The following is a 17,869-nucleotide window of genomic DNA, read 5'->3' on the forward strand; positions in this document are numbered from 1 at the left end:
CAGCCCCTCCACGGTCGACTTTGGCAGTTGGGTGGGCGTGGATCGAGCGATTGAAACCCGCCACGGTTCTGCTCAAACGAGGTTGATCACCACGTTGATGTTGTTGCGCGTCGCTTTGGAATACGGGCATGTCTGATGTGCGGTATCAACCAAGTCTTGAGCGACTTCTCGATCCAGCCCGGGAAGGTAGACGTTGAGGCGAGCCTGGAGAAAATACGCACCATCAGTGGTGCCTAAATCCACTTCTGCGTTGACGGCAAGGTCAACCGGGAGAGCGACTTTCATCTTGCTCGCCGCAAGCCCCATTGCGCCGATAAAACAGGCCGACCAACCTGCGGCGAACAACTGCTCTGGGTTGGTACCGGCGCCAGAGGTGCCAGGCGACGACAGTTTTATATCCAGTCGGCCATCGTCACTGAGGGCGGTGCCATTTCGTCCACCCGAGGAAGTATGAACTTTGCCTGTGTACAGCACTTTATCAATATGGGTCATGATGAAACTCCTGATTAATTAGCGGGGTTTAAAAGCGAAAACCTTGTTGACGACTGATGTACGCAATAACGATTCAGCGTGCATTCAAACGCTTGATATACCGACCAACGAATGCATCCAGGCTCAGCTTGCCGGCGCCTGTGAACAGCAGCGGCACAAGTGCTACCAGATAGATCAAAGGCAGCTTGAAATTGCCGTAGCCTTTGTTGCTGATGGAATAGCCCATAGCCAGTTCGCCCAATGTCGACCAGTGTGCCGGCCAGTGAACTGCGGCAGTTGCCACGACGGTTACCACTATGAGGATGAGTGCCGAGAGGCGTGTTCCCAGACCTACAAGCAAAGCAATGGAACAGAGCAGTTCTGCCCACATTGATAACTGCCAATTGAACGTAGCCGGCAGCTGATTGAAGGGAAAAGGAAAGGCACCTTGAATGCTTGGGAACCAGTTCTCACCGTTCCACTTTTCCCACCCAGCTTCAAAAAACTCCCAGGCCAGAAAAACGCGCAGGGTTAAAGGGGCGATCCAGTCGCCAACGCGATCGAGGTTAAGGTGCAGCCGATTCAAGGCCGATGACGCGTTTGTTTGCATTGGTTTAATCCTCCAACTTGTCGTCTGGAAATTGGAAGCAGTTCAGGTGCTCCCAATGACAGGTGTCAGGCACAGGAGCAACTGCGCTGGCCGTGACCGTAGTTCATCCTGTTGGTGTATCTCGCTTGTGTCTGGGGGTGCGGGAAGATCAATGTTGTGTAACGCGTCTGCCTCCATACACACTTGGATACAGAGCAATACCTGTCGAAGGCGCTAACCAGGCATTTGGCCTGTGGCACGGGTTTTAAAGTTTGGATATACGATCGACGGTGTTCTGTGTTCTGCCGGCAACAGGCAGGAGGCATTCCAGCGGGCTCAGTCATTTCTGACCGCCGATAATCTGTGCTAGCAGAGGAATGTCCCAGGGATCAGTTGAGCTGTACCACCAGTGTGCCGGTCAACCCGTGCGTGAACTGCACGCGAGTGCGAGTCTGCCAGGCGTTGAGTCCCGCCGCGGCATAACAGATATTTTGCTGGAGTGAAGGGCTAAGCCTGGCCCAGCCCTGTAAATCAGCGCTGTCGCAGTTATCTGCGCCTCATTTTTTCTCGGCGCTGACCTGGCCGGTATATTTAGGGAGGTTGATTTCCACATCGGCTTTTTGTTGCAGGCCTAGTTCCATAAGGCGGCCGATATGGTGTTGGGCGGCGGGGCGCCGAACCGAGTTGAGAAAACCTGTCCATTCCTTACCGATGTCTTCGTTTGGGGGCAGGGAGGCTATGTTCACCAGATCCTTGATCTCGCCCAGAGACTGCTTGTCGAAGGTGGCAATGCGGCGAGCCAGCGTGTCGACGAAGCCGTTCAGTTCTCCTTCGGGGAAACTGCGGTTTACGTAGCCATACCGCTCGGCCAGCTTGCCGTCGATGTCGCTACCGCTCAGCAAAACCTCTAATGCACGGCCGCGGCCGATGAGGCGCGGCAGACGCGCCATTGGGCCTCCACCAGGGACAAAGCCGGCGCCAATTTCAAATTGGGACAGCACTGCCTTGTCGCTGGCAAAACGCATATCGCTGGCCAGGGCCAGTTCGCTGCCTACGCCAGAGGCGCGGCCGTTGATCATCGAGATGGAAACCACTGGGGACTTACTCAGACGTACCAGCATGTCCGGAAGGGGCGGTAGGCCGGTCTTCCCGTTAGGCATTTCCAGGGTCCGCTCCAGAGGCTCCGCAAAGTCGTAGTGGGTCAGGAAGAAACCAGGAACCTTGCTTTCAAAGACCACCACCTTGAGCTTGCTGTCGCTTTCGATCGCGCTGATCACCTTCTCGAGCTGGAAGGTAGAGTCTGGACCATATATGTTGAAAGGCGGGTTGTTGATCTGCACCCGCCAGTATTCTGGGCTGATTTTTTCAATGAGAAACTGGTTGGGTGAGGAGCTGGCAGATTTTGGGGGGCTGGCAGAGTCGGCGCCCAGGGCTTGACCCGCCATGGCGGCACCGCCAAGCAGCATGCTGACGGCGAGAGTCGCACTTACGATACGTCGTAGTTTCATGGAGAACTCCAACTTAATCGAATGAACTGCGAGGAACTGACCTGAATCCTGTTCAGGATCACAAGCACCGGATGATGCTCGATTCAGCAGTATGATCGGCAGCCGCGTTTTGGCAAATTCAGGCGCAATTACAAGCGGCAGCCGCAGCGCAAGCCAAAGTTTCTGGTCATGGAAGCCAGTTTTGCAAACAAGCCAGCCGAGCCGACCTCACCCCCTCATATGCTTACCAGGAAACGCCCCCACCAACCCGGAAAGCTGCCCAGGCTGCTCATCCAGCGCGAAATGCCCGGACTCCAGTACATGAACCTCGGCATTTGGCAAATCCCGGCGATACGCCTCGGCCTCAGCCACATCAAAAGATGGATCAAACTTGCCTCACACCACCAGTGCTGGAAACGGACAAACCCGGCAAGGCTGAGCGTTTACAATCGCGGCATTCAATTCTTGGTAAAAGGACGACTCTTCATGATCATTTCCACCACGCACTCCGTCGAGGGGCGACAGATTACCGCCTATCTGGACATTGTCAGCGCCGAGTCTGTGCAAGGCGTCAACGTTATCCGCGATATGTTCGCGGGCATGCGCGACTTTTTCGGTGGCCGGTCCCAGACTCTTGAGCGGGCGTTGAAAGAAGCGCGCATTCAGGCAACCGATGAACTGAGAGAGCGGGCGCGGGCACTGCAGGCCGATGCGGTGGTGGGCGTGGATTTTGAAATCAGCATGCCGGCAGGGAAGGGCGGAATGGTTGTGGTGTTTGTCACTGGGACTGCGGTGAAGTTGCGCTGATCATTGCCACCAACGCAGAGCCCATTCGGACAGAGAATGGGCTTTTTCCACGTCAATCAGCCTTGGGGCTTGAGGATCACCGCACCTCTTGAGTCATAGGTCAGCGGTGTATCGATGGCGACGAGAGGCGCTGTGCCGTCAGGTTGAGCCGATGGACCTGGCTCGCTGGGATGGTAGATGACGCCGGGTTGCAGAGTCGGTTTGTCCGGGTACTTGATGGTGATTTCGCCGGAATCGATCTTTTCCTTGAGTTTCTCCGCAGCGGCTTTGCCGGCAGCGATCTGTTCGTCCGTGAGGTTTACGACTGGCATGTTGGGGAATCCGTTGATCTGCATGACCTCTCCCTGAGATTCATTGGTAGGAATAAGGGCAACGGCAGTTCCACGGATATCTTTAGCAAATGCCGGTAAAGGTATTTGCTTTCGTCATGGCTGGTCCGCTCGTCGGCGATCAGCCGCGCTGAACAGCGAGTCCAAGAATGACCGGCTAGTCTCAAAATCGCTGGGGTCGATTTTTTCAGGCAAAACAGTTTTGTCGGTATCGGCCCGTCGCGAAGGGGAGAGGCTATGTCAGGTCCATACATCGAAGACGATGGCGCTGAGTTTTCATTCAACAATTGCGTGCGCTGCGGTCAGACCGAGTACCAATCGGGGTTTGGCGAAGACCCGGTGAGCAATGGCAAAATCAAATCCACAGCGCCGAAAGGGCCGAGAGCGAAATTTTTGCCCAAGGTCACGGCAAGGACCAGAAGGTGAATTCGCCCTGTAACCCCGTCATCGAACGGGGTTTTTTACGGGCGCAGGAATATGAGGTGGGAATGCCGGGGAGCGTTGACATTAATGTTGGTTTTTTTTCACAAACTTTTCACGTTGGTCAACGTAGTGTGAAGCCATCCGTTAGAAAGCAAGTCTCCAGCCCGTCTCCCCAGCGGGCTTTTTTTTGTCCGGCATAAAACCTTTTGCGCAATCGCTGTCCAATCGACGCTGCCGCGTGCGTCTGGACTTTCTCGCGCCGAGCGCATTAAATCCCGTCCCTTTTTGTCATCCCGCTTATTTGAGGTTTTCGTCATGCGTTTAACACTGCCTGCTCTGGTTCTTGGCCTTCTGGTTGCTCAAGGTGCGATGGCTGCCGGTGATGGCACTGCTGCGCTGGGCGGTGGCCTGGGCGGCGCGCTTGGCAACGTCGTTGGCCAGAAAATGGGCGGCAGCACCGGTGCGGCGATTGGTGCCGGCGTCGCGGGCGCAGCGGGCAGTGCGGTCGCCGCTCGCAAGGGCAGCCGCACCAAGGCGGCCATCGGCGGTGGTGTCGGTGCGGCCGGTGGTTCGGTGATCGGCAACAGTCTGGGCGGCAAGAACGGCGCCACGATTGGCGCGGGTCTGGGCGGTGCGGCCGGTGGTGCAGTCGGCAGCAATCTGGGCAAAGGTCACAAGCGCCACTGAGACGGATAGTGGCCCGAAGAAGCCCGACTCGATGTCGGGCTTTTTCATGGCTGAACGTTTCGTTCAAAATCATCTCTAACTCACATACGCCCCCCTTGGGCGGACTGTCCCGATTCGGGAACTGAGAGGTTGATATGCGATTGTCATTATCTGCACTGTTTTTCGGCTTGTTCGTGGCGCAGGGCGCGATGGCGGCCGGCGACGGCACTGCTGCCGTGGGTGGTGGTCTGGGCGGTGCGCTCGGTAATGTGGTTGGCGGACAACTCGGCGGCAGCACGGGGGCGGCGGTAGGCGCAGGTGTCGGCGGCGCGGCGGGCAGCGCGATCGGCGCGAATAAACGCAACCGCACGGAAGCCGCGATTGGCGGCGGTCTCGGCGCGGCGGGCGGCTCAGTCGTCGGCAACAGCCTCGGTGGCTCCACCGGCTCGACCATCGGCGCCGGTCTGGGCGGCGCAGCAGGCGGGGCGGTCGGGAACAACCTCGGTGACGACGACGGAAAATCCCATTCCGGTGGCGGTCACAAACATAAGTACAAGAACAAACACAAAAACAAGCATCACTGATCGATACAACGGAAACCCGGCCAAGCGCCGGGTTTTTCGTATCTGGCAGTCGCAATGAGGAACGATTGGCTTTAGGGCGTTTCGAACGTCATACACCCCACATGATCATGAGGTTCGCCATGACTCCCGAAACTGAAGGCAAAGAAGAAAAAGGCCCGAACGGGCAGCCGTTTATCAATGACCCGGGCAATGAAGATCCGGGGTCACTGATGGATGATGCGACGGTGCCGTTGAATGATGCGGATGAGGCGGATATGGAGTATGAGGAGGATGGGGATGAGCAGTAATCTGCTCTTTGCTTGAATTTCCAAGGCCTATTATTTTAGGCCCTTTAAGTATATTCAGACTTTCAAGAGTGTAATTTTCCTCTGAGGTTGCTCAGGGATGAGGATTACCCGTGAGGATATAGAGGTTGTCAGATACCGACATTTTTTCAATTTTATTTAAAAAAATTAATTCGTTAACTATTTTTCGATGAATCTCTTATTGCAATATTTTTTATACATATGTGGTCTGTCGGATGATTCTAGTACTTCTTCAATAGTGTTTAAGGTGCCGTGATGGTCTCGTATATTGGTTATGAGCTGTATTGTCACTTCTGTAGAGGTTTGTCGTGCGGCAGAAGCTCGATGATGGCCGTCCAGAATCTAAAGTGTGCCGTTATGCTCAGCAACATCTATCGGATAATCACTATTAAAACCATTACTTCGCATTTCTTCTCTCATTAGCTCGACTAGTTTAGTTGAGGTTTTGCTCATAAGCGCATGTGTTCGATCAGCGCTTCGAAATCCGGTTGCTTGGGATTCAGGGCGGCCACCACCAGCAGACCGATGCTGTTGTTCAGGGCCAGTAGCCGATCGGGTTGGAACATTCGCAGTCGCTCGCACACGTGGAAAAACAGGGGCGCGGACTTTGCGGGGGATCAAACAGGAAAGAAGTCGGGGAAGTAGGCTGTGTCTGTAGGAGGTTTCGCTAAATTCTGGGCGGGTGTTAAGCACGTCGACGGGCATTGCCCGTTGCTCAAAGTCCAGTCGTCTCGCTATGCTGCTGAACCCATTAATCAGATCCGGGCTGCGGCACGACGAATGCCGCCCGGGATGTCTTTGATAACGGATCCGATGATGAATGCACCGCTGAAAGCGTTCGGCCCGATCAAGGCCGTGATTTTCGATATGGATGGTTTGCTGCTGGACACGGAAGGCATTTACACCGAGGTCACCTCGATGATTGCCGGGCGTTATGGGCGAACCTTCGACTGGAGCGTCAAGCAGAACATCATTGGTCGCGGTGCCAGTGACCTGGCCAATTACGTTGTGCAGGCGCTTGAGTTACCGATCACGCCGCAAGAGTTTCTGGCGATTCGCGAGCCGCTGATGCGCGAGCGTTTTCCCAGGGCCCAGGCGATGCCGGGTGCCGAAGCGCTGGTTCGTCATCTCAAAGCGCACAACATCCCGATCGCGGTCGGCACCAGTTCGTCGCGTCAGTCGTTCGGTCAGAAAACCACGCTGCACCGTGACTGGTTCGCGCTGTTCGATTTCATCGTTACGGCGGACGATCCTGAAGTCGGTGCGGCCAAACCGGCGCCGGATATTTTCCTCACCGCGGCCCGGCGTCTTGGCGTCGCGCCTGAGGATTGTCTGGTCTTTGAGGATTCGCCGTTCGGTGTGACAGCGGCGAAAACGGCAGGTATGACCGCAATCGCCATCCCTGACGCGGCGATGGCCGATGAAAAATATGCACACGCTGACGGGATTCTTCGCTCGCTGAAAGACTTCACGCCAAGCGCTTTTGGTCTGCCAGCGCTGGAATGGGCTTGACCGCAAACATCAAAACGCCGCCCTTCGAATAAAGAAGGGCGGCGTTTTTTTGTGCGGGTTCCGCGCAATCAGGCGCCGAAACCACCGTCGATGGTCAGGCTGGCACCGGTGATGTAACCGGCTTCCGGCCCGGCCAGGTAGGCGACGAAACTGGCGATTTCATCGGCTGTGCCGTAACGACCGACAGCCATCAAAGGGATCAGGCTTTCGGCGAAGTCACTGTCGGCCGGGTTCATGTCGGTGTCGACCGGGCCGGGTTGCACGTTGTTGATGGTGATGCCGCGCGGACCGAGATCGCGGGCCAGGCCTTTGGTCAGGCCGACCAGTGCCGATTTGCTCATCGCGTAAACACTGCCACCGCCGAAGGGCATGCGGTCAGCGTTGGTGCTGCCGATGTTGATGATCCGCGAACCTTCGCCCATGTGCTTCGCCGCTTCCTGCGAGGCGATGAAGACGCTGCGCACGTTGATCGCCAGGGTCTGATCGAAGTCTTCCAGTTTGAATTCTTCCAGCGGTGCGATGGCCAGTACGCCGGCGTTGTTGACCAGGATGTCGAGACGACCAAACGCTTCGACCGTGGCGCTGACTGCCTGGCGAATGGCGGCAGCATCGGCGCTGTCGGCCTTGATCGCCAGGGCTTTGCCACCGTTGCCAGTGATGCTGTTCTGCAGCTCTTCGGCTTTCGCGGCGGAGCTGACGTAGGTAAACGCTACCGCAGCGCCTTCGGCGGCGAGGCGTTTGACGATGGCGGCGCCGATACCACGGGAACCGCCTTGAATCAGAGCGACTTTGCCGCTGAGGTGTTGAGTGGTCATGTTCGATCTCCAGAATGTTCAAGGCAGGATGCCCTGTTGTTGCAGCCGAGTATCAACCTCTGATTCACATCAGGGTAGGACCAAGTTGTATAGTCTGTGTAAACCAAAAGTTTATAGTGGTAGCCATGGAATCCTTCAGCAGTATCGAATGCTTTGTGCGCAGCGCGGAAGTCGGCAGCTTTGCCGAGGCGGCGCGGCGCTTGGGCCTGACGCCTGCGGCGGTGGGCAAAAGCGTGGCGAAACTTGAAGCGCGGCTGGGCATGCGATTGTTCCAGCGCACCACGCGCAGTCTGACCCTGACCGAAGCGGGGCAGCTGTTTTTGAGTGAAGTCAGCGCCAGCCTGACCACGATCCAGAATGCCGTGGCCAATCTGGCCAGCACTCAAGGGCAACCGACCGGAACCCTCAAGGTCAGCATGGGCACGGTGTTTGGTCGTCTTTACATCGTGCCGCTGCTTGGCGAGTTCTTGCGGCGTTTCCCGGCGATCAACCCGGACTGGCATTTCGATAATCGTCAGGTCGACCTGATCAGCCAGGGCTTTGATGCGGCGATTGGCGGGGGCTTCGAACTGCCGCAGGGTGTGGTTGCGCGCAGACTGACGGCGGCGCATCGGGTGTTGGTGGCGTCGAAGGATTATCTGCAAAGCCATCCGCCGATCACCGATCCGGACGACCTCAAACAACACGACGGGATTCTGATCCGTTCACCGCAAACCGGGCGCGTGCGTTCCTGGCAACTCACCCACCGTTATCAGCAGCACAGTCCGCTGACGTTGCGGGCGCGGATGACCATGAGCGATTCCGAAGCGGCGTGTGCGACGGCGGCGCAAGGTTTGGGGATCGCGTTGGTGAGCATGCCGTTTGCGGTGGGGTATCTGGAGGCGGGGACCTTGCAGCGGGTCTTGCCGGATTGGTTTGTCGATGACGGCAACATCTCGATCTATTACGCCGAGCACAAACTGTTGCCGGGCAAGACCCGGGCGTTTGTCGATTTCGTGATTGAACAGTTTGCCGAGAAGGGATTGGCGCGGCGGTTTAGTGCCGTTTAAGTAAGGCTTGGGACCGAGTTGCGCCCTTCGCGAGCAGGCTCGCTCCCACAGGGGAACGCATTCCAGATGTGGGAGCGAGCCTGCTCGCGAAAAGGGCAACTCGGTTTCGGACGGGCAACTCAGCGAGCAAACCGCCCCGGCCAGCCGATGATGTTTTTCGGTCGTGGCGTCGCATAGGTCCGCACCTTGGAGGTCGACAGCTTCAAGCGCACCAGCGACTCGGCAATCATCACCGCCGCCGTCACCCCATCCACCACCGGCACGCCGGTACGTCGGCGAATCTGCTCATCCAGCCCGGCCATCCCGCCGCAGCCCAGGCAAATGACCTCGGCCTTGTCCTGCGTCACCGCCAGTTCAGCCTGATGCACGATCGCCTCCAGCGCACGTTGCGGCTCGTGTTCCAGTTCCAGCACAGCCAGGCCACTGGCCCGCACCGACGCACAGCGATCCCAAAGACCCGACAGCTTCAGCCGATCCTCGATCAGGGGCACGGTGCGATCCAGCGTGGTCACCACTGAATAGGCATGGCCGAGGAACATCGCCGTACTGGCCGCCGCATCGGTGATATCCACCACCGGCACGTTGAGCAGTTCCTGCAGGCCTTCACGGCCGTGTTCGCCATAACCGGCCTGAATCACCGCGTCGAACGGCTGATCGTAGGCCATCACCCGATCCATCACGGCGATGGCGGCCAGGTAGCTTTCGAAATTGCCTTCAATCGATTCGGCGCCGAAGTACGGCGTCAGGCCGACGATTTCGGTACCGGGTGAGGCGACGGCCTGAGCCGAGCGGGCGATGGCGTCGGTGATGGATTCGGTGGTGTTGACGTTGACCACGAGAATACGCATGGAAATCCTTATTGCGGGCAGTGGTGCGGCCCAAAAACCGGGCCGCGAAGGGATTAATGGCTGACGTTATCCACAGCGATGGATTCACCGCTGACATCGGCGTAGTGGATCTGGCGTTTGGCGATGATCAGGTAAAGCATGCCGGCGATCCCGGCGCCGATCAGCCAGGAAAACGGCGACACGCTATGGAAACCCGGCACCAGTGCCAGGACAATCGCGATCAGGGCTGCAGGAATAAACGCCGCCACCGCGCGCAAATTCACTCCACGGCTGTAGTAATACGCGCCGTTGGGATCTTCGCTGTAGAGCTGCGGGACGTTGATCCGGCCTTTGCGGATCAGCCAGTAGTCAACCATGATTACGCCGTACAACGGGCCGAGCAGGGCGCCGAGGCCAGACAGGAAATACACGATTACCAGCGGGCTGTTGTAGAGATTCCACGGCAGGATCAACACCGCGATGGTCGCGCTGATCAGCCCGGCGCGGCGGAAGGTCAGGTACTTGGGCGCCAGGTTGCTCAGCACGAACGCCGGGGCGACGAAGTTGGCCATGATGTTCACCGCAACGGTAACGATCAGAAAGGCCAGGCAGCCAAGCACCAGAAAGAACGTGTCGGGAATGGAGGCGATGATCTCGGTCGGGCTCTCGATGATCCGCCCGTTGATCTGGAATTGCGCGCCACACAGCACGACCGTAATCGCGGCAAACAACAGAATATTCACCGGCAAGCCCCAGAAATTTCCGACCTTGATGGTTTTGCGGCAAGGCGAAGAGCGGGCGAAGTCGCAGAAGTTGAGGATCAGCGTGCCGTAGATCGCCAGCCACAAAGCCCCGCCGGCAAAAATATTGCGCCACATCTCGCCACCGGTCAGCGGCTCGCGGATCGACCAGGCGATGGTGGCGTTGGCCTGGAAGTACATCCACCCGGCGAGGGCTGCGACTGTCAGCAAAATCACCGGCCCGGCAAAGGCCTCGTAACGGCGGACCATTTCCATGCCGTAGGCGAGGATCGCCAGTTGCACCATCCAGATCGCCACGAAGCACACCCAGCCCAGCGTCGACAGGCCCAGAATCGAATCGTGATCGTATTCAGCGAAGCCGGGGTGCACGGCGGTCAACAAGACGCGAAACACCACCGAGGCCAGATACGTCTGAATCCCGAACCAGGCGATGGCGATAACCGCGCGTATCAGTGCAGGAATTTGTGCACCGTGGATACCGAAACTGATCCGACTGATCACCGGAAACGGCACGCCGGTTTTCTGTCCCATGTAACCCGACAGGTTCATGAAGAAGTACACCAGCGCCGCGCCAATGCCCAGCGACAGCAGAATCTGCCAGCCGCCCAGGCCCAAGGCGTACAAGCCGATGGCGAACGAGTAATTGGCGATGTTGTGCACATCGTTCGTCCACAGGGCAAAGATGCTGTATTTACCCCAGCGCCGGCCCTCGATCCTGGTCGGTGCCAGATCGCTGTTGTGCAGACGCGGGCTCAGGTGACACGGCTCGCTCAGTCCGTCCGGGGGTAACGGTTGATCGAGTGTAGAGGAGGGCAGATTCAGCGCGATATTGTTCGAGAGACTTGTACGCATTCCGGCAGGCTCCTGATGTTCAGGGCCGCGATGACTGTGCATGAGCCGCCAGGCTCGACAAATCTTCGTCGCGGCAGTGAAAAACATCACTGGTTACGGGGCATCTGCAGCCTGTACGGGATAGGGCGCTTCAGGCTTGCGGATCGAAAGTGTGTATGTTTTGCGATTTTGTATACAAAACATGCATGCACTTAAGCCAGATTTGTGCCAGTCGAAGAACTATAGATAGCCGCACTCATTTCGAAAAGTTATCGATGGGGCATAAGTGGCTGAAAAAACGGCGGTATAAATTGACCGGATGAACAGGTATTTTTTTCTGCGGAGGGATTTTGCGACGGCGTAATCAGGCGGGGATCAGATCAGGAATGTAACTTTTCAGGGCGTGGAAACGAAAAGTGCACACATAAATGGCACCGATGGTGACATTCTTGTGTACACATTCTTAGGTCTCATACATGGCAGTGTGGGAGCGAGCCTGCTCGCGAATACGGTAAAACAGGCAACGACGATGTCGACTGGAGCTACGGCCTTCGCGAGCAGGCTCGCTCCCACAGGGGGTTATTCAGAGGGTGATCAAGCTTTGCTCTTGCTGATGATATTGCCCGCATGCAACCCGCATTCTTTCTGCGTCGCTTCTTCCCACCACCAGCGGCCTTCGCGCTCGTGCTGGTTTGGCAGCACCGGGCGGGTGCAGGGTTCGCAGCCGATGCTGATGAAACCACGCTCATGCAGGCTGTTGTACGGCAGCTCAAGCATGCGGATGTAACCCCAGATCTCTTCGCTGGTCATCTGCGCCAGCGGATTGAATTTGTAGAGGGTGCGTTCCGGTGTCGAGAACGCGGTATCGATTTCCAGCACCGCCACTGCGCTGCGTGTGCCAGGGCTCTGATCCCGGCGCTGGCCGGTGGCCCAGGCCCTGACGTCAGAGAGCTTGCGTCGCAGCGGTTCGATCTTGCGGATGCCGCAGCATTCGCCGTGGCCGTCCCTGTAGAAACTGAACAGGCCTTTTTCCTTCACGAAGGGTTCCAGTTTCGTGTGGTCTGGCGTGACGATTTCGATGTCGATCTTGTAGTGCTCGCGCACCTGCTCGATAAAGCGGTACGTCTCCGGATGCAGGCGCCCGGTGTCGAGGCTGAATACCTTGACGTTCTTGTTCAGCTTCCAGGCCATGTCCACCAGCACCACGTCCTCGGCGCCGCTGAAAGATATCCACAAGTCATCACCGAACTCGGCGAACGCGAGTTTGAGGATGTCTTGGGCGGATTTGTTGGCATAGGTCGTGGCGAGTTCCACGACGTCGAACGTTGGGCTCATCAGGGCGGCTTCCTACAGGTCGGTGGCGCTGGGCGCTCTATATGGGGCCGATGGTAACAAAAAGCTGTCGCGCCCGGGGCCTCCTCTGCGTTGCGCGCGTCGGGTTCAGACGCTAGAGTTCGGCGTCGCTCGACTCAATAATCACTACAAACGGGAGTGTCTTGTGGAAATTGCTTGCCTGGATCTTGAAGGGGTACTGGTGCCGGAAATCTGGATCGCCTTTGCCGAAAAAACCGGAATCGAATCCCTCAAGGCCACCACTCGGGACATTCCCGATTACGACGTGCTGATGAAGCAGCGCCTGCGCATTCTTGATGAGCACGGCTTGAAACTCTCGGATATCCAGGAAGTGATCACCACGCTCAAGCCGCTGGACGGCGCGGTTGAATTCGTCAACTGGCTGCGTGAGCGCTTTCAGGTGGTGATTCTATCGGACACCTTCTATGAGTTCTCGCAGCCGTTGATGCGCCAACTGGGCTTTCCGACATTGCTTTGCCATCGGTTGATTACCGACGAAACCGGGCGGGTCACGGGCTATCAGTTGCGTCAGAAAGATCCCAAGCGGCAGTCGGTTCTGGCGTTCAAAAGCCTCTATTACCGAGTGATCGCGGCGGGGGATTCGTATAACGACACGACGATGCTCGGCGAGGCCGATGCGGGGATTCTGTTTCATGCCCCAGAGAACGTGATTCGCGAGTTTGCGCAGTTTCCGGCTGTTCACACATTTGATGAGCTGAAGCAGGAGTTCCTCAAGGCCTCCAACCGCGAACTCAGTCTGTAAACAATCGCTGTGGCGAGGGAGCTTGCTCCCGCTCGGCTGCGCAGCAGTCGCAAGAATTCCGGGAGCGCTCCGCACTCCAGCGGGAGCAAGCTCCCTCGCCACAAAAAGCTAGAGGTTCCGATCGCTCCCACGCGGAGCGTGGGAGCCATCACTGATCAAAGGTTTTGCAAGGTTTCGAGCAGAACTCTGACCTTGGTGATCGACTCATGATACTCAGCCTGCCAGTCGGAGTCCGCGACGATCCCTCCACCGCCCCAGCAGCACACCTGTCCATCCTTGACCAACAGGCTGCGAATCGCGATGGAGCTGTCCATCTCGCCGCGCACGTCCAGGTACAACAACGATCCGCAATACAGGCCGCGTCGCGTTGGTTCCAGTTCATCAATGATCTGCATCGCGCGAATCTTCGGGGCGCCGGTGATCGAGCCGCCGGGAAAACTCCCGGCAATCAGGTCCAGCGCATCACGACCGGCCGCCAGTTCACCGGTCACGCTGCTGACCAGATGGTGCACATTCGGATAGCTTTCCAGACTGAACAGCTCCGGTACCCGCACCGAACCGATGCGGCAGGTGCGCCCGAGATCGTTGCGCAGCAGGTCGACAATCATCAGGTTTTCCGCACGATCCTTGGGGCTGGCCAGCAGTTCGGCGGCGTTGGCGGCGTCTTCGGCCGGAGTCAGGCCACGGGGGCGAGTGCCCTTGATCGGGCGGGTTTCGACCTGGCGCTGGCTGACTTTGACGAAACGCTCCGGCGACAGGCTCAACACCGCGCCGCCCTCGGGCAGGTTTTGAAAACCGGAGAAAGGCGTCGGGCAGGCCTGGCGCAATGCACAATAAGCCAGCCATGGGTCGCCCTGACATTCAGCGCGGAAGCGCTGAGCGAAGTTGACCTGATAGCAATCGCCGGCCTGGATGTATTGCTGAATGCGTTCGAATGCCGCGCGATAATCGTCGGCCGAGAGATCCGGTGTCATCGGATTATTCAGTTTGAACGGTGCCAGCGCCTCGGCGGCCGGTTGAGTGAACAGGTCAACGAGACGCTGCTTCTCTCTGTCGTCAATCGAGGGGTGAAAGACCAGTTGGCTGGTGGCGCTCTGGTGATCGCTGATCAATGCCCAGTTGTAGAGGCCGAAACGGGCATCCGGTAACTGCAGATCATCCAGCGCCTGGCTAGGCAGATTTTCCAGATGGCGGCCGAAGTCGTAGCTCAGATAGCCGATCAGACCGCCAGCGAATGGCAGGTCGAGTTCATTGGGCAGTTGCGCTTCGCCCAAGCGGCTGAGGTTGTCGCGCAGGCGCTGCAGGAAATGCGCGCCGCTTTCTTCCGGCATTACCGCCAGGTGTTCCAGCGGCCAGGCGCTGAGCAGGTCGTAACGGCCTCGGTCGGCGCTTGGCCGACCGCTGTCGAGCAGCACGGCGCCGGGCGCGTTGCGAATGGCCACGAAGTAGTCGGCGGGATTGGCGCGGTAGGGCAGCGGATGTACGGAGCAGGTCAGCATGGTCGGGCAGATCGGCCATTGAGGCGGGGTGGGGATTGTAGTCCTCTCGAGGGCCAGATCAAAGTCAAAAGCCTGCCCCCTCACCCCAGCCCTCTCCCCAAGGGGGCGAGGGGGAAGGGAGCAGACCGAGTGCTTGATCCGTTCCCACGCTCCGCGTGGTAACGCCGCCATGGACGCTCTGCGTCCACTGTGACGCGGAGCGTCACGGGATGCATTCCCACGCAGAGCGTGGGAACGATCAACTGCCTTCACGAGCAGGCGCGACTCGGTTTCGGATCAGCCTTCGACGGCAGGAATATGCCCAAACATTTCCTGAGTGAACGCCACCCGCTCTTCAACGGATTCCTTCACGCCCCGTGCCTTTAGCTCTTCAAGCCGCGCTTCGACCGCGTGTGTACGCAGCGTCAGCCCGCAGTCGTTGGCGATCTGAATATTCAGACCCGGTCGTGCGTTCAGTTCGAGAATCAGCGGGCCTTTTTCCTGGTCCAGGACCATGTCCACACCGATGTAACCCAGCCCGCAGAGCTCATAACAACCTGCGGCGAGTTTCATGAAACCGTCCCAGTAGGGCAGTTGCACGCCGTCCACCGCGTTGGTGGTGTCGGGGTGTTTGGTGATGATGTTGTTCAGCCAGGTGCCGCGTAACGTCAATCCGGTCGCCAGATCGACACCGACACCGATGGCGCCCTGGTGCAGGTTGGCTTTGCCGCCGGACTGACGGGTCGGCAGGCGCAGCATGGCCATTACCGGGTAACCCATCAGCACGATGATGCGGATATCCGGCACGCCTTCGTAGCTGATGCTCTTGAAGATCTGGTCCGGGGTCACGCGGTATTCGATCAGCGCGCGGTCGCGGTGGCCGCCCAGCGAATACAGGCCGGTGAGGATGCTTGAGATGTGATGCTCAAGCTCTTCGTGGGCAAGGATCTTGCCCGACACCGTGCGATAGCGGCCCTCGAAACGGTCGGCGATGACGATGATGCCGTCACCTCCGGCGCCCTGGGCCGGTTTGATCACGAAGTCGCTGCGTCCGCCGATGATTTCGTCGAGCTTGTCGATTTCCTTCTCGGTGGAGATCACGCCATACAGCTCCGGCACGTGAATGCCGGCCGCGATGGCGCGTTCCTTGGTGAGGATCTTGTCATCGACGATCGGGTACAGACTGCGCTTGTTGTACTTGAGCACGTAGTCTGCGTTACGCCGATTGATGCCCATGATGCCCCGGGCTTCCAGGGCCTTCCAGGTCTTCCAGAAACCGAACATCAGGTGTCAGCCTTCTTCAGAAAAGCCTTGAAACGCACCAGTTCGGTCAGGCGGTAACCGCGATAACGACCCATGGCCAGCATGAAGCCCACCAGAATCAGCAGGATCGCCGGGAAGGTGAACACGAAGTAAATCAGCTCCGGCACGGTCATGATCAAGTGCGCCAGGGACGCGGCAAACAGCGTACCAATGGCGACTTTCAGCGCATGGTTGGCACCGCGTTCTTCCCAGGTGATCGACAGGCGTTCGATGGTCATGGTCAGGATCACCATCGGGAACAGCGCCACCGACAAGCCGCGCTCCAGTCCAAGCTTGTGGCTGAACAGACTGATCGCCGCGATCAGCACCACCACGAAGGTCAACACCACCGACAGGCGCGGCAGCATTTGCAGCTTCAAATGCTCAAGATAGGAGCGTAGCGACAGGCCCAGCGCAGTGATCACCGTGAACAGCAGAATGCCGAAGCCCAATTGCGTTTCGCGGAAGGCGAGGGCGATCAGTACGGGCGTGAACGTACCCAGGGTCTGCAGGCCGATCAGGTTGCGCAGGATCAGAATTACCAGCACGCCAATCGGGATCATCACCATGATCATGAAGGTTTGCTGGGTCTGCAGCGGCAAGCCGTACAGCGAGTATTCAAGGAAATTGGCGTCGGTGTTTTCGTCGGTCAGCTTGGCCAGACGAATCGCATTCATCTCGCTGTTGTTCAGGCTGAAAGTCACGTTGGCTTTCTTGCCGCCGTCGACCGTGATCAGGTTTTCGTCGCCGGTCCACCACAGCAGGCGGTCGGTCGGCAGGCCCTGTTCGCCGGTTTCCGGGTTGAAATACAGCCAGTCGTTGCCGTTGAAGCTGCGCAGCCACAGCTCAGGCGTTTGTGGCTGATCGGCGACGAGGCGAATGGTGTGGACTTTTTCGACCGGCACGTGGGCGATCGACAGTAGCAGCTCAACGATTTTGGCTTTGTGCGGCGTCGACGGATCGCCGGCCAGCAGCAGCTTCACGTTGTCATCGTTGACGTTATTTACCCGTTTGATTGCCTCGCCAATAAAGGTTTCGACGTCGGCCGAGTGCTGACGGATTGGTGCGAGCAGGGCTTCGGCGGCGATTTTTTCAGGGCCTTCGATGACCATGCTGTCACGGAAGGTCGGGCCTTTGACCTTGGATTTTTCGGCGGTGTAACGCTTGGTCAGTACGAGACGGTAATAAAGCGTCTGGTTGCCCTTGGCGCGACGAGCCGACCAGGTCACCTTGCGGTTGCCATCAACGCGGTTCACGGCGACGCCGTAATTGTTGGAGATGAAACTCTCGTTGAGGCTGACGTAATCGCGGCTCAGGGGCGGCACGAACATCTGGATTTTCACCGGGTCCTTGGTGCTGGCGACGAACTCGACTTTGGCGTCGATGTTCCACAGGTCGTCGGTGGCGTCTTCGGTCACCGGGATGCCGAGCACGAAAATCTGATAGGCCGTAACCGAAACGCCCAACAACACCAGAACGGCGATCAGGATTTTCAGGTGGAAGGTTAGAGAACGCAT

19 protein-coding genes are annotated in these 17,869 nt (G+C 58.1%); 8 read left to right on the forward strand and 11 right to left on the reverse strand.

The window, feature by feature from the left end:
• Positions 1-72: 72 nt before the first annotated feature.
• The 3 genes from HU727_RS21595 to HU727_RS21605 all read right to left on the reverse strand — a co-directional run bounded on the left by HU727_RS21595 (position 73) and on the right by HU727_RS21605 (position 2,568).
• On the reverse strand, positions 73-492 hold the full coding sequence (locus tag HU727_RS21595; protein WP_186534035.1) for an organic hydroperoxide resistance protein: 420 nt from the start codon (positions 490-492) through the stop codon (positions 73-75).
• Between the two features lie 73 nt (positions 493-565).
• Entirely contained in the window at positions 566-1,081 is a 516-nt protein-coding gene (locus tag HU727_RS21600) for an HvfX family Cu-binding RiPP maturation protein (protein ID WP_186534034.1), read from the reverse strand.
• 536 nt (positions 1,082-1,617) lie between these two features.
• A complete protein-coding gene (locus HU727_RS21605; RefSeq protein ID WP_186534033.1) occupies positions 1,618-2,568 on the reverse strand; it encodes an enoyl-CoA hydratase/isomerase family protein in 951 nt (316 codons plus the stop codon).
• 465 nt (positions 2,569-3,033) lie between these two features.
• Between HU727_RS21605 and HU727_RS21610 the strand changes: the two genes are divergently transcribed.
• A complete protein-coding gene (locus HU727_RS21610) occupies positions 3,034-3,354 on the forward strand; it encodes a YbjQ family protein (protein ID WP_186534078.1) in 321 nt (106 codons plus the stop codon).
• Between the two features lie 56 nt (positions 3,355-3,410).
• Here the strand turns inward: HU727_RS21610 and HU727_RS21615 are convergent, their stop codons facing one another.
• Complete coding sequence (locus tag HU727_RS21615; RefSeq protein WP_186534032.1) at positions 3,411-3,689, reverse strand: hypothetical protein; 279 nt, start codon at positions 3,687-3,689, stop codon at positions 3,411-3,413.
• Between the two features lie 231 nt (positions 3,690-3,920).
• Here HU727_RS21615 and HU727_RS25795 point away from each other — a divergent pair, with 231 nt between their 5' ends.
• The 5 genes from HU727_RS25795 (at position 3,921) to HU727_RS21635 (ending at position 7,173) form a co-directional block, all read left to right on the forward strand.
• Positions 3,921-4,109 (forward strand): hypothetical protein, encoded by a 189-nt coding sequence (locus HU727_RS25795; protein ID WP_225919882.1) that lies wholly within the window; start codon positions 3,921-3,923, stop codon positions 4,107-4,109.
• 312 nt (positions 4,110-4,421) lie between these two features.
• Positions 4,422-4,793 carry a bacteriocin gene (locus HU727_RS21620; protein WP_186534031.1) on the forward strand — a complete coding sequence of 124 codons (372 nt, stop codon included), beginning with the start codon at positions 4,422-4,424 and terminating at the stop codon, positions 4,791-4,793.
• Positions 4,794-4,927: 134 nt separating this feature from the next.
• Positions 4,928-5,356 (forward strand): glycine zipper domain-containing protein, encoded by a 429-nt coding sequence (locus HU727_RS21625; RefSeq protein ID WP_186534030.1) that lies wholly within the window; start codon positions 4,928-4,930, stop codon positions 5,354-5,356.
• Positions 5,357-5,475: 119 nt separating this feature from the next.
• Positions 5,476-5,643, forward strand: a complete 168-nt coding sequence (locus tag HU727_RS21630) for a hypothetical protein (RefSeq protein ID WP_164558301.1) — start codon at positions 5,476-5,478, stop codon at positions 5,641-5,643.
• An 834-nt stretch (positions 5,644-6,477) separates the two neighbouring features.
• Positions 6,478-7,173 carry an HAD-IA family hydrolase gene (locus HU727_RS21635; RefSeq protein WP_186534029.1) on the forward strand — a complete coding sequence of 232 codons (696 nt, stop codon included), beginning with the start codon at positions 6,478-6,480 and terminating at the stop codon, positions 7,171-7,173.
• A 68-nt stretch (positions 7,174-7,241) separates the two neighbouring features.
• On the opposite strand, the gene HU727_RS21640 is transcribed toward HU727_RS21635, so the two are convergent.
• A complete protein-coding gene (locus tag HU727_RS21640) occupies positions 7,242-7,988 on the reverse strand; it encodes a 3-oxoacyl-ACP reductase family protein (protein ID WP_186534028.1) in 747 nt (248 codons plus the stop codon).
• 125 nt (positions 7,989-8,113) lie between these two features.
• Here HU727_RS21640 and HU727_RS21645 point away from each other — a divergent pair, with 125 nt between their 5' ends.
• Positions 8,114-9,037 carry a LysR family transcriptional regulator gene (locus tag HU727_RS21645; protein ID WP_186534027.1) on the forward strand — a complete coding sequence of 308 codons (924 nt, stop codon included), beginning with the start codon at positions 8,114-8,116 and terminating at the stop codon, positions 9,035-9,037.
• A 119-nt stretch (positions 9,038-9,156) separates the two neighbouring features.
• Here the strand turns inward: HU727_RS21645 and HU727_RS21650 are convergent, their stop codons facing one another.
• The 3 genes from HU727_RS21650 to HU727_RS21660 form a co-directional block, all read right to left on the reverse strand.
• Entirely contained in the window at positions 9,157-9,885 is a 729-nt protein-coding gene (locus tag HU727_RS21650; RefSeq protein ID WP_186534026.1) for an aspartate/glutamate racemase family protein, read from the reverse strand.
• Between the two features lie 53 nt (positions 9,886-9,938).
• Positions 9,939-11,477 (reverse strand): NCS1 family nucleobase:cation symporter-1, encoded by a 1,539-nt coding sequence (locus tag HU727_RS21655; RefSeq protein ID WP_186534025.1) that lies wholly within the window; start codon positions 11,475-11,477, stop codon positions 9,939-9,941.
• Between the two features lie 573 nt (positions 11,478-12,050).
• Positions 12,051-12,791, reverse strand: a complete 741-nt coding sequence (locus tag HU727_RS21660) for a phosphoadenylyl-sulfate reductase (RefSeq protein WP_186534024.1) — start codon at positions 12,789-12,791, stop codon at positions 12,051-12,053.
• 163 nt (positions 12,792-12,954) lie between these two features.
• On the opposite strand from HU727_RS21660, the gene thrH reads away from it, so the two are divergent.
• Positions 12,955-13,572 carry a bifunctional phosphoserine phosphatase/homoserine phosphotransferase ThrH gene (gene thrH / locus HU727_RS21665; RefSeq protein WP_186534023.1) on the forward strand — a complete coding sequence of 206 codons (618 nt, stop codon included), beginning with the start codon at positions 12,955-12,957 and terminating at the stop codon, positions 13,570-13,572.
• Positions 13,573-13,727: 155 nt separating this feature from the next.
• Here thrH and pabB read toward each other — a convergent pair whose 3' ends face one another.
• The 3 genes from pabB to rloB form a co-directional block, all read right to left on the reverse strand.
• Positions 13,728-15,071: an aminodeoxychorismate synthase component I gene (gene pabB / locus HU727_RS21670; protein ID WP_186534022.1), complete on the reverse strand. Its 1,344-nt coding sequence runs from the start codon at positions 15,069-15,071 to the stop codon at positions 13,728-13,730.
• 276 nt (positions 15,072-15,347) lie between these two features.
• Entirely contained in the window at positions 15,348-16,334 is a 987-nt protein-coding gene (locus HU727_RS21675) for an alpha-L-glutamate ligase-like protein (RefSeq protein WP_016773817.1), read from the reverse strand.
• Positions 16,334-17,869, reverse strand: a complete 1,536-nt coding sequence (gene rloB / locus HU727_RS21680) for an osmotic stress tolerance membrane protein RloB (protein WP_186534021.1) — start codon at positions 17,867-17,869, stop codon at positions 16,334-16,336. Before rloB ends, HU727_RS21675 begins: the two co-directional genes overlap by 1 nt.

The sequence above is a fragment of the Pseudomonas khorasanensis genome, assembly GCF_014268505.2.
Lineage (GTDB): Bacteria > Pseudomonadota > Gammaproteobacteria > Pseudomonadales > Pseudomonadaceae > Aquipseudomonas > Aquipseudomonas khorasanensis.

Excerpts from the sequence above, each read along its gene's own strand:
- HU727_RS21635 (WP_186534029.1), top strand. The coding sequence starts at position 6,478 with ATGAATGCACCGCTGAAAGCGTTCGGCCCGATCAAGGCCGTGATTTTC.
- HU727_RS21615 (WP_186534032.1), bottom strand. The coding sequence starts at position 3,689 with ATGCAGATCAACGGATTCCCCAACATGCCAGTCGTAAACCTCACGGAC.
- HU727_RS21645 (WP_186534027.1), top strand. The coding sequence starts at position 8,114 with ATGGAATCCTTCAGCAGTATCGAATGCTTTGTGCGCAGCGCGGAAGTC.
- HU727_RS21675 (WP_016773817.1), bottom strand. The coding sequence starts at position 16,334 with ATGTTCGGTTTCTGGAAGACCTGGAAGGCCCTGGAAGCCCGGGGCATC.
- HU727_RS21640 (WP_186534028.1), bottom strand. The coding sequence starts at position 7,988 with ATGACCACTCAACACCTCAGCGGCAAAGTCGCTCTGATTCAAGGCGGT.
- rloB (WP_186534021.1), bottom strand. The coding sequence starts at position 17,869 with ATGCGTTCTCTAACCTTCCACCTGAAAATCCTGATCGCCGTTCTGGTG.
- HU727_RS21660 (WP_186534024.1), bottom strand. The coding sequence starts at position 12,791 with ATGAGCCCAACGTTCGACGTCGTGGAACTCGCCACGACCTATGCCAAC.
- HU727_RS21620 (WP_186534031.1), top strand. The coding sequence starts at position 4,422 with ATGCGTTTAACACTGCCTGCTCTGGTTCTTGGCCTTCTGGTTGCTCAA.
- HU727_RS21650 (WP_186534026.1), bottom strand. The coding sequence starts at position 9,885 with ATGCGTATTCTCGTGGTCAACGTCAACACCACCGAATCCATCACCGAC.
- HU727_RS21655 (WP_186534025.1), bottom strand. The coding sequence starts at position 11,477 with ATGCGTACAAGTCTCTCGAACAATATCGCGCTGAATCTGCCCTCCTCT.
- HU727_RS21610 (WP_186534078.1), top strand. The coding sequence starts at position 3,034 with ATGATCATTTCCACCACGCACTCCGTCGAGGGGCGACAGATTACCGCC.
- HU727_RS21625 (WP_186534030.1), top strand. The coding sequence starts at position 4,928 with ATGCGATTGTCATTATCTGCACTGTTTTTCGGCTTGTTCGTGGCGCAG.
- HU727_RS21600 (WP_186534034.1), bottom strand. The coding sequence starts at position 1,081 with ATGCAAACAAACGCGTCATCGGCCTTGAATCGGCTGCACCTTAACCTC.
- HU727_RS21595 (WP_186534035.1), bottom strand. The coding sequence starts at position 492 with ATGACCCATATTGATAAAGTGCTGTACACAGGCAAAGTTCATACTTCC.
- HU727_RS25795 (WP_225919882.1), top strand. The coding sequence starts at position 3,921 with ATGTCAGGTCCATACATCGAAGACGATGGCGCTGAGTTTTCATTCAAC.
- HU727_RS21630 (WP_164558301.1), top strand. The coding sequence starts at position 5,476 with ATGACTCCCGAAACTGAAGGCAAAGAAGAAAAAGGCCCGAACGGGCAG.
- pabB (WP_186534022.1), bottom strand. The coding sequence starts at position 15,071 with ATGCTGACCTGCTCCGTACATCCGCTGCCCTACCGCGCCAATCCCGCC.
- HU727_RS21605 (WP_186534033.1), bottom strand. The coding sequence starts at position 2,568 with ATGAAACTACGACGTATCGTAAGTGCGACTCTCGCCGTCAGCATGCTG.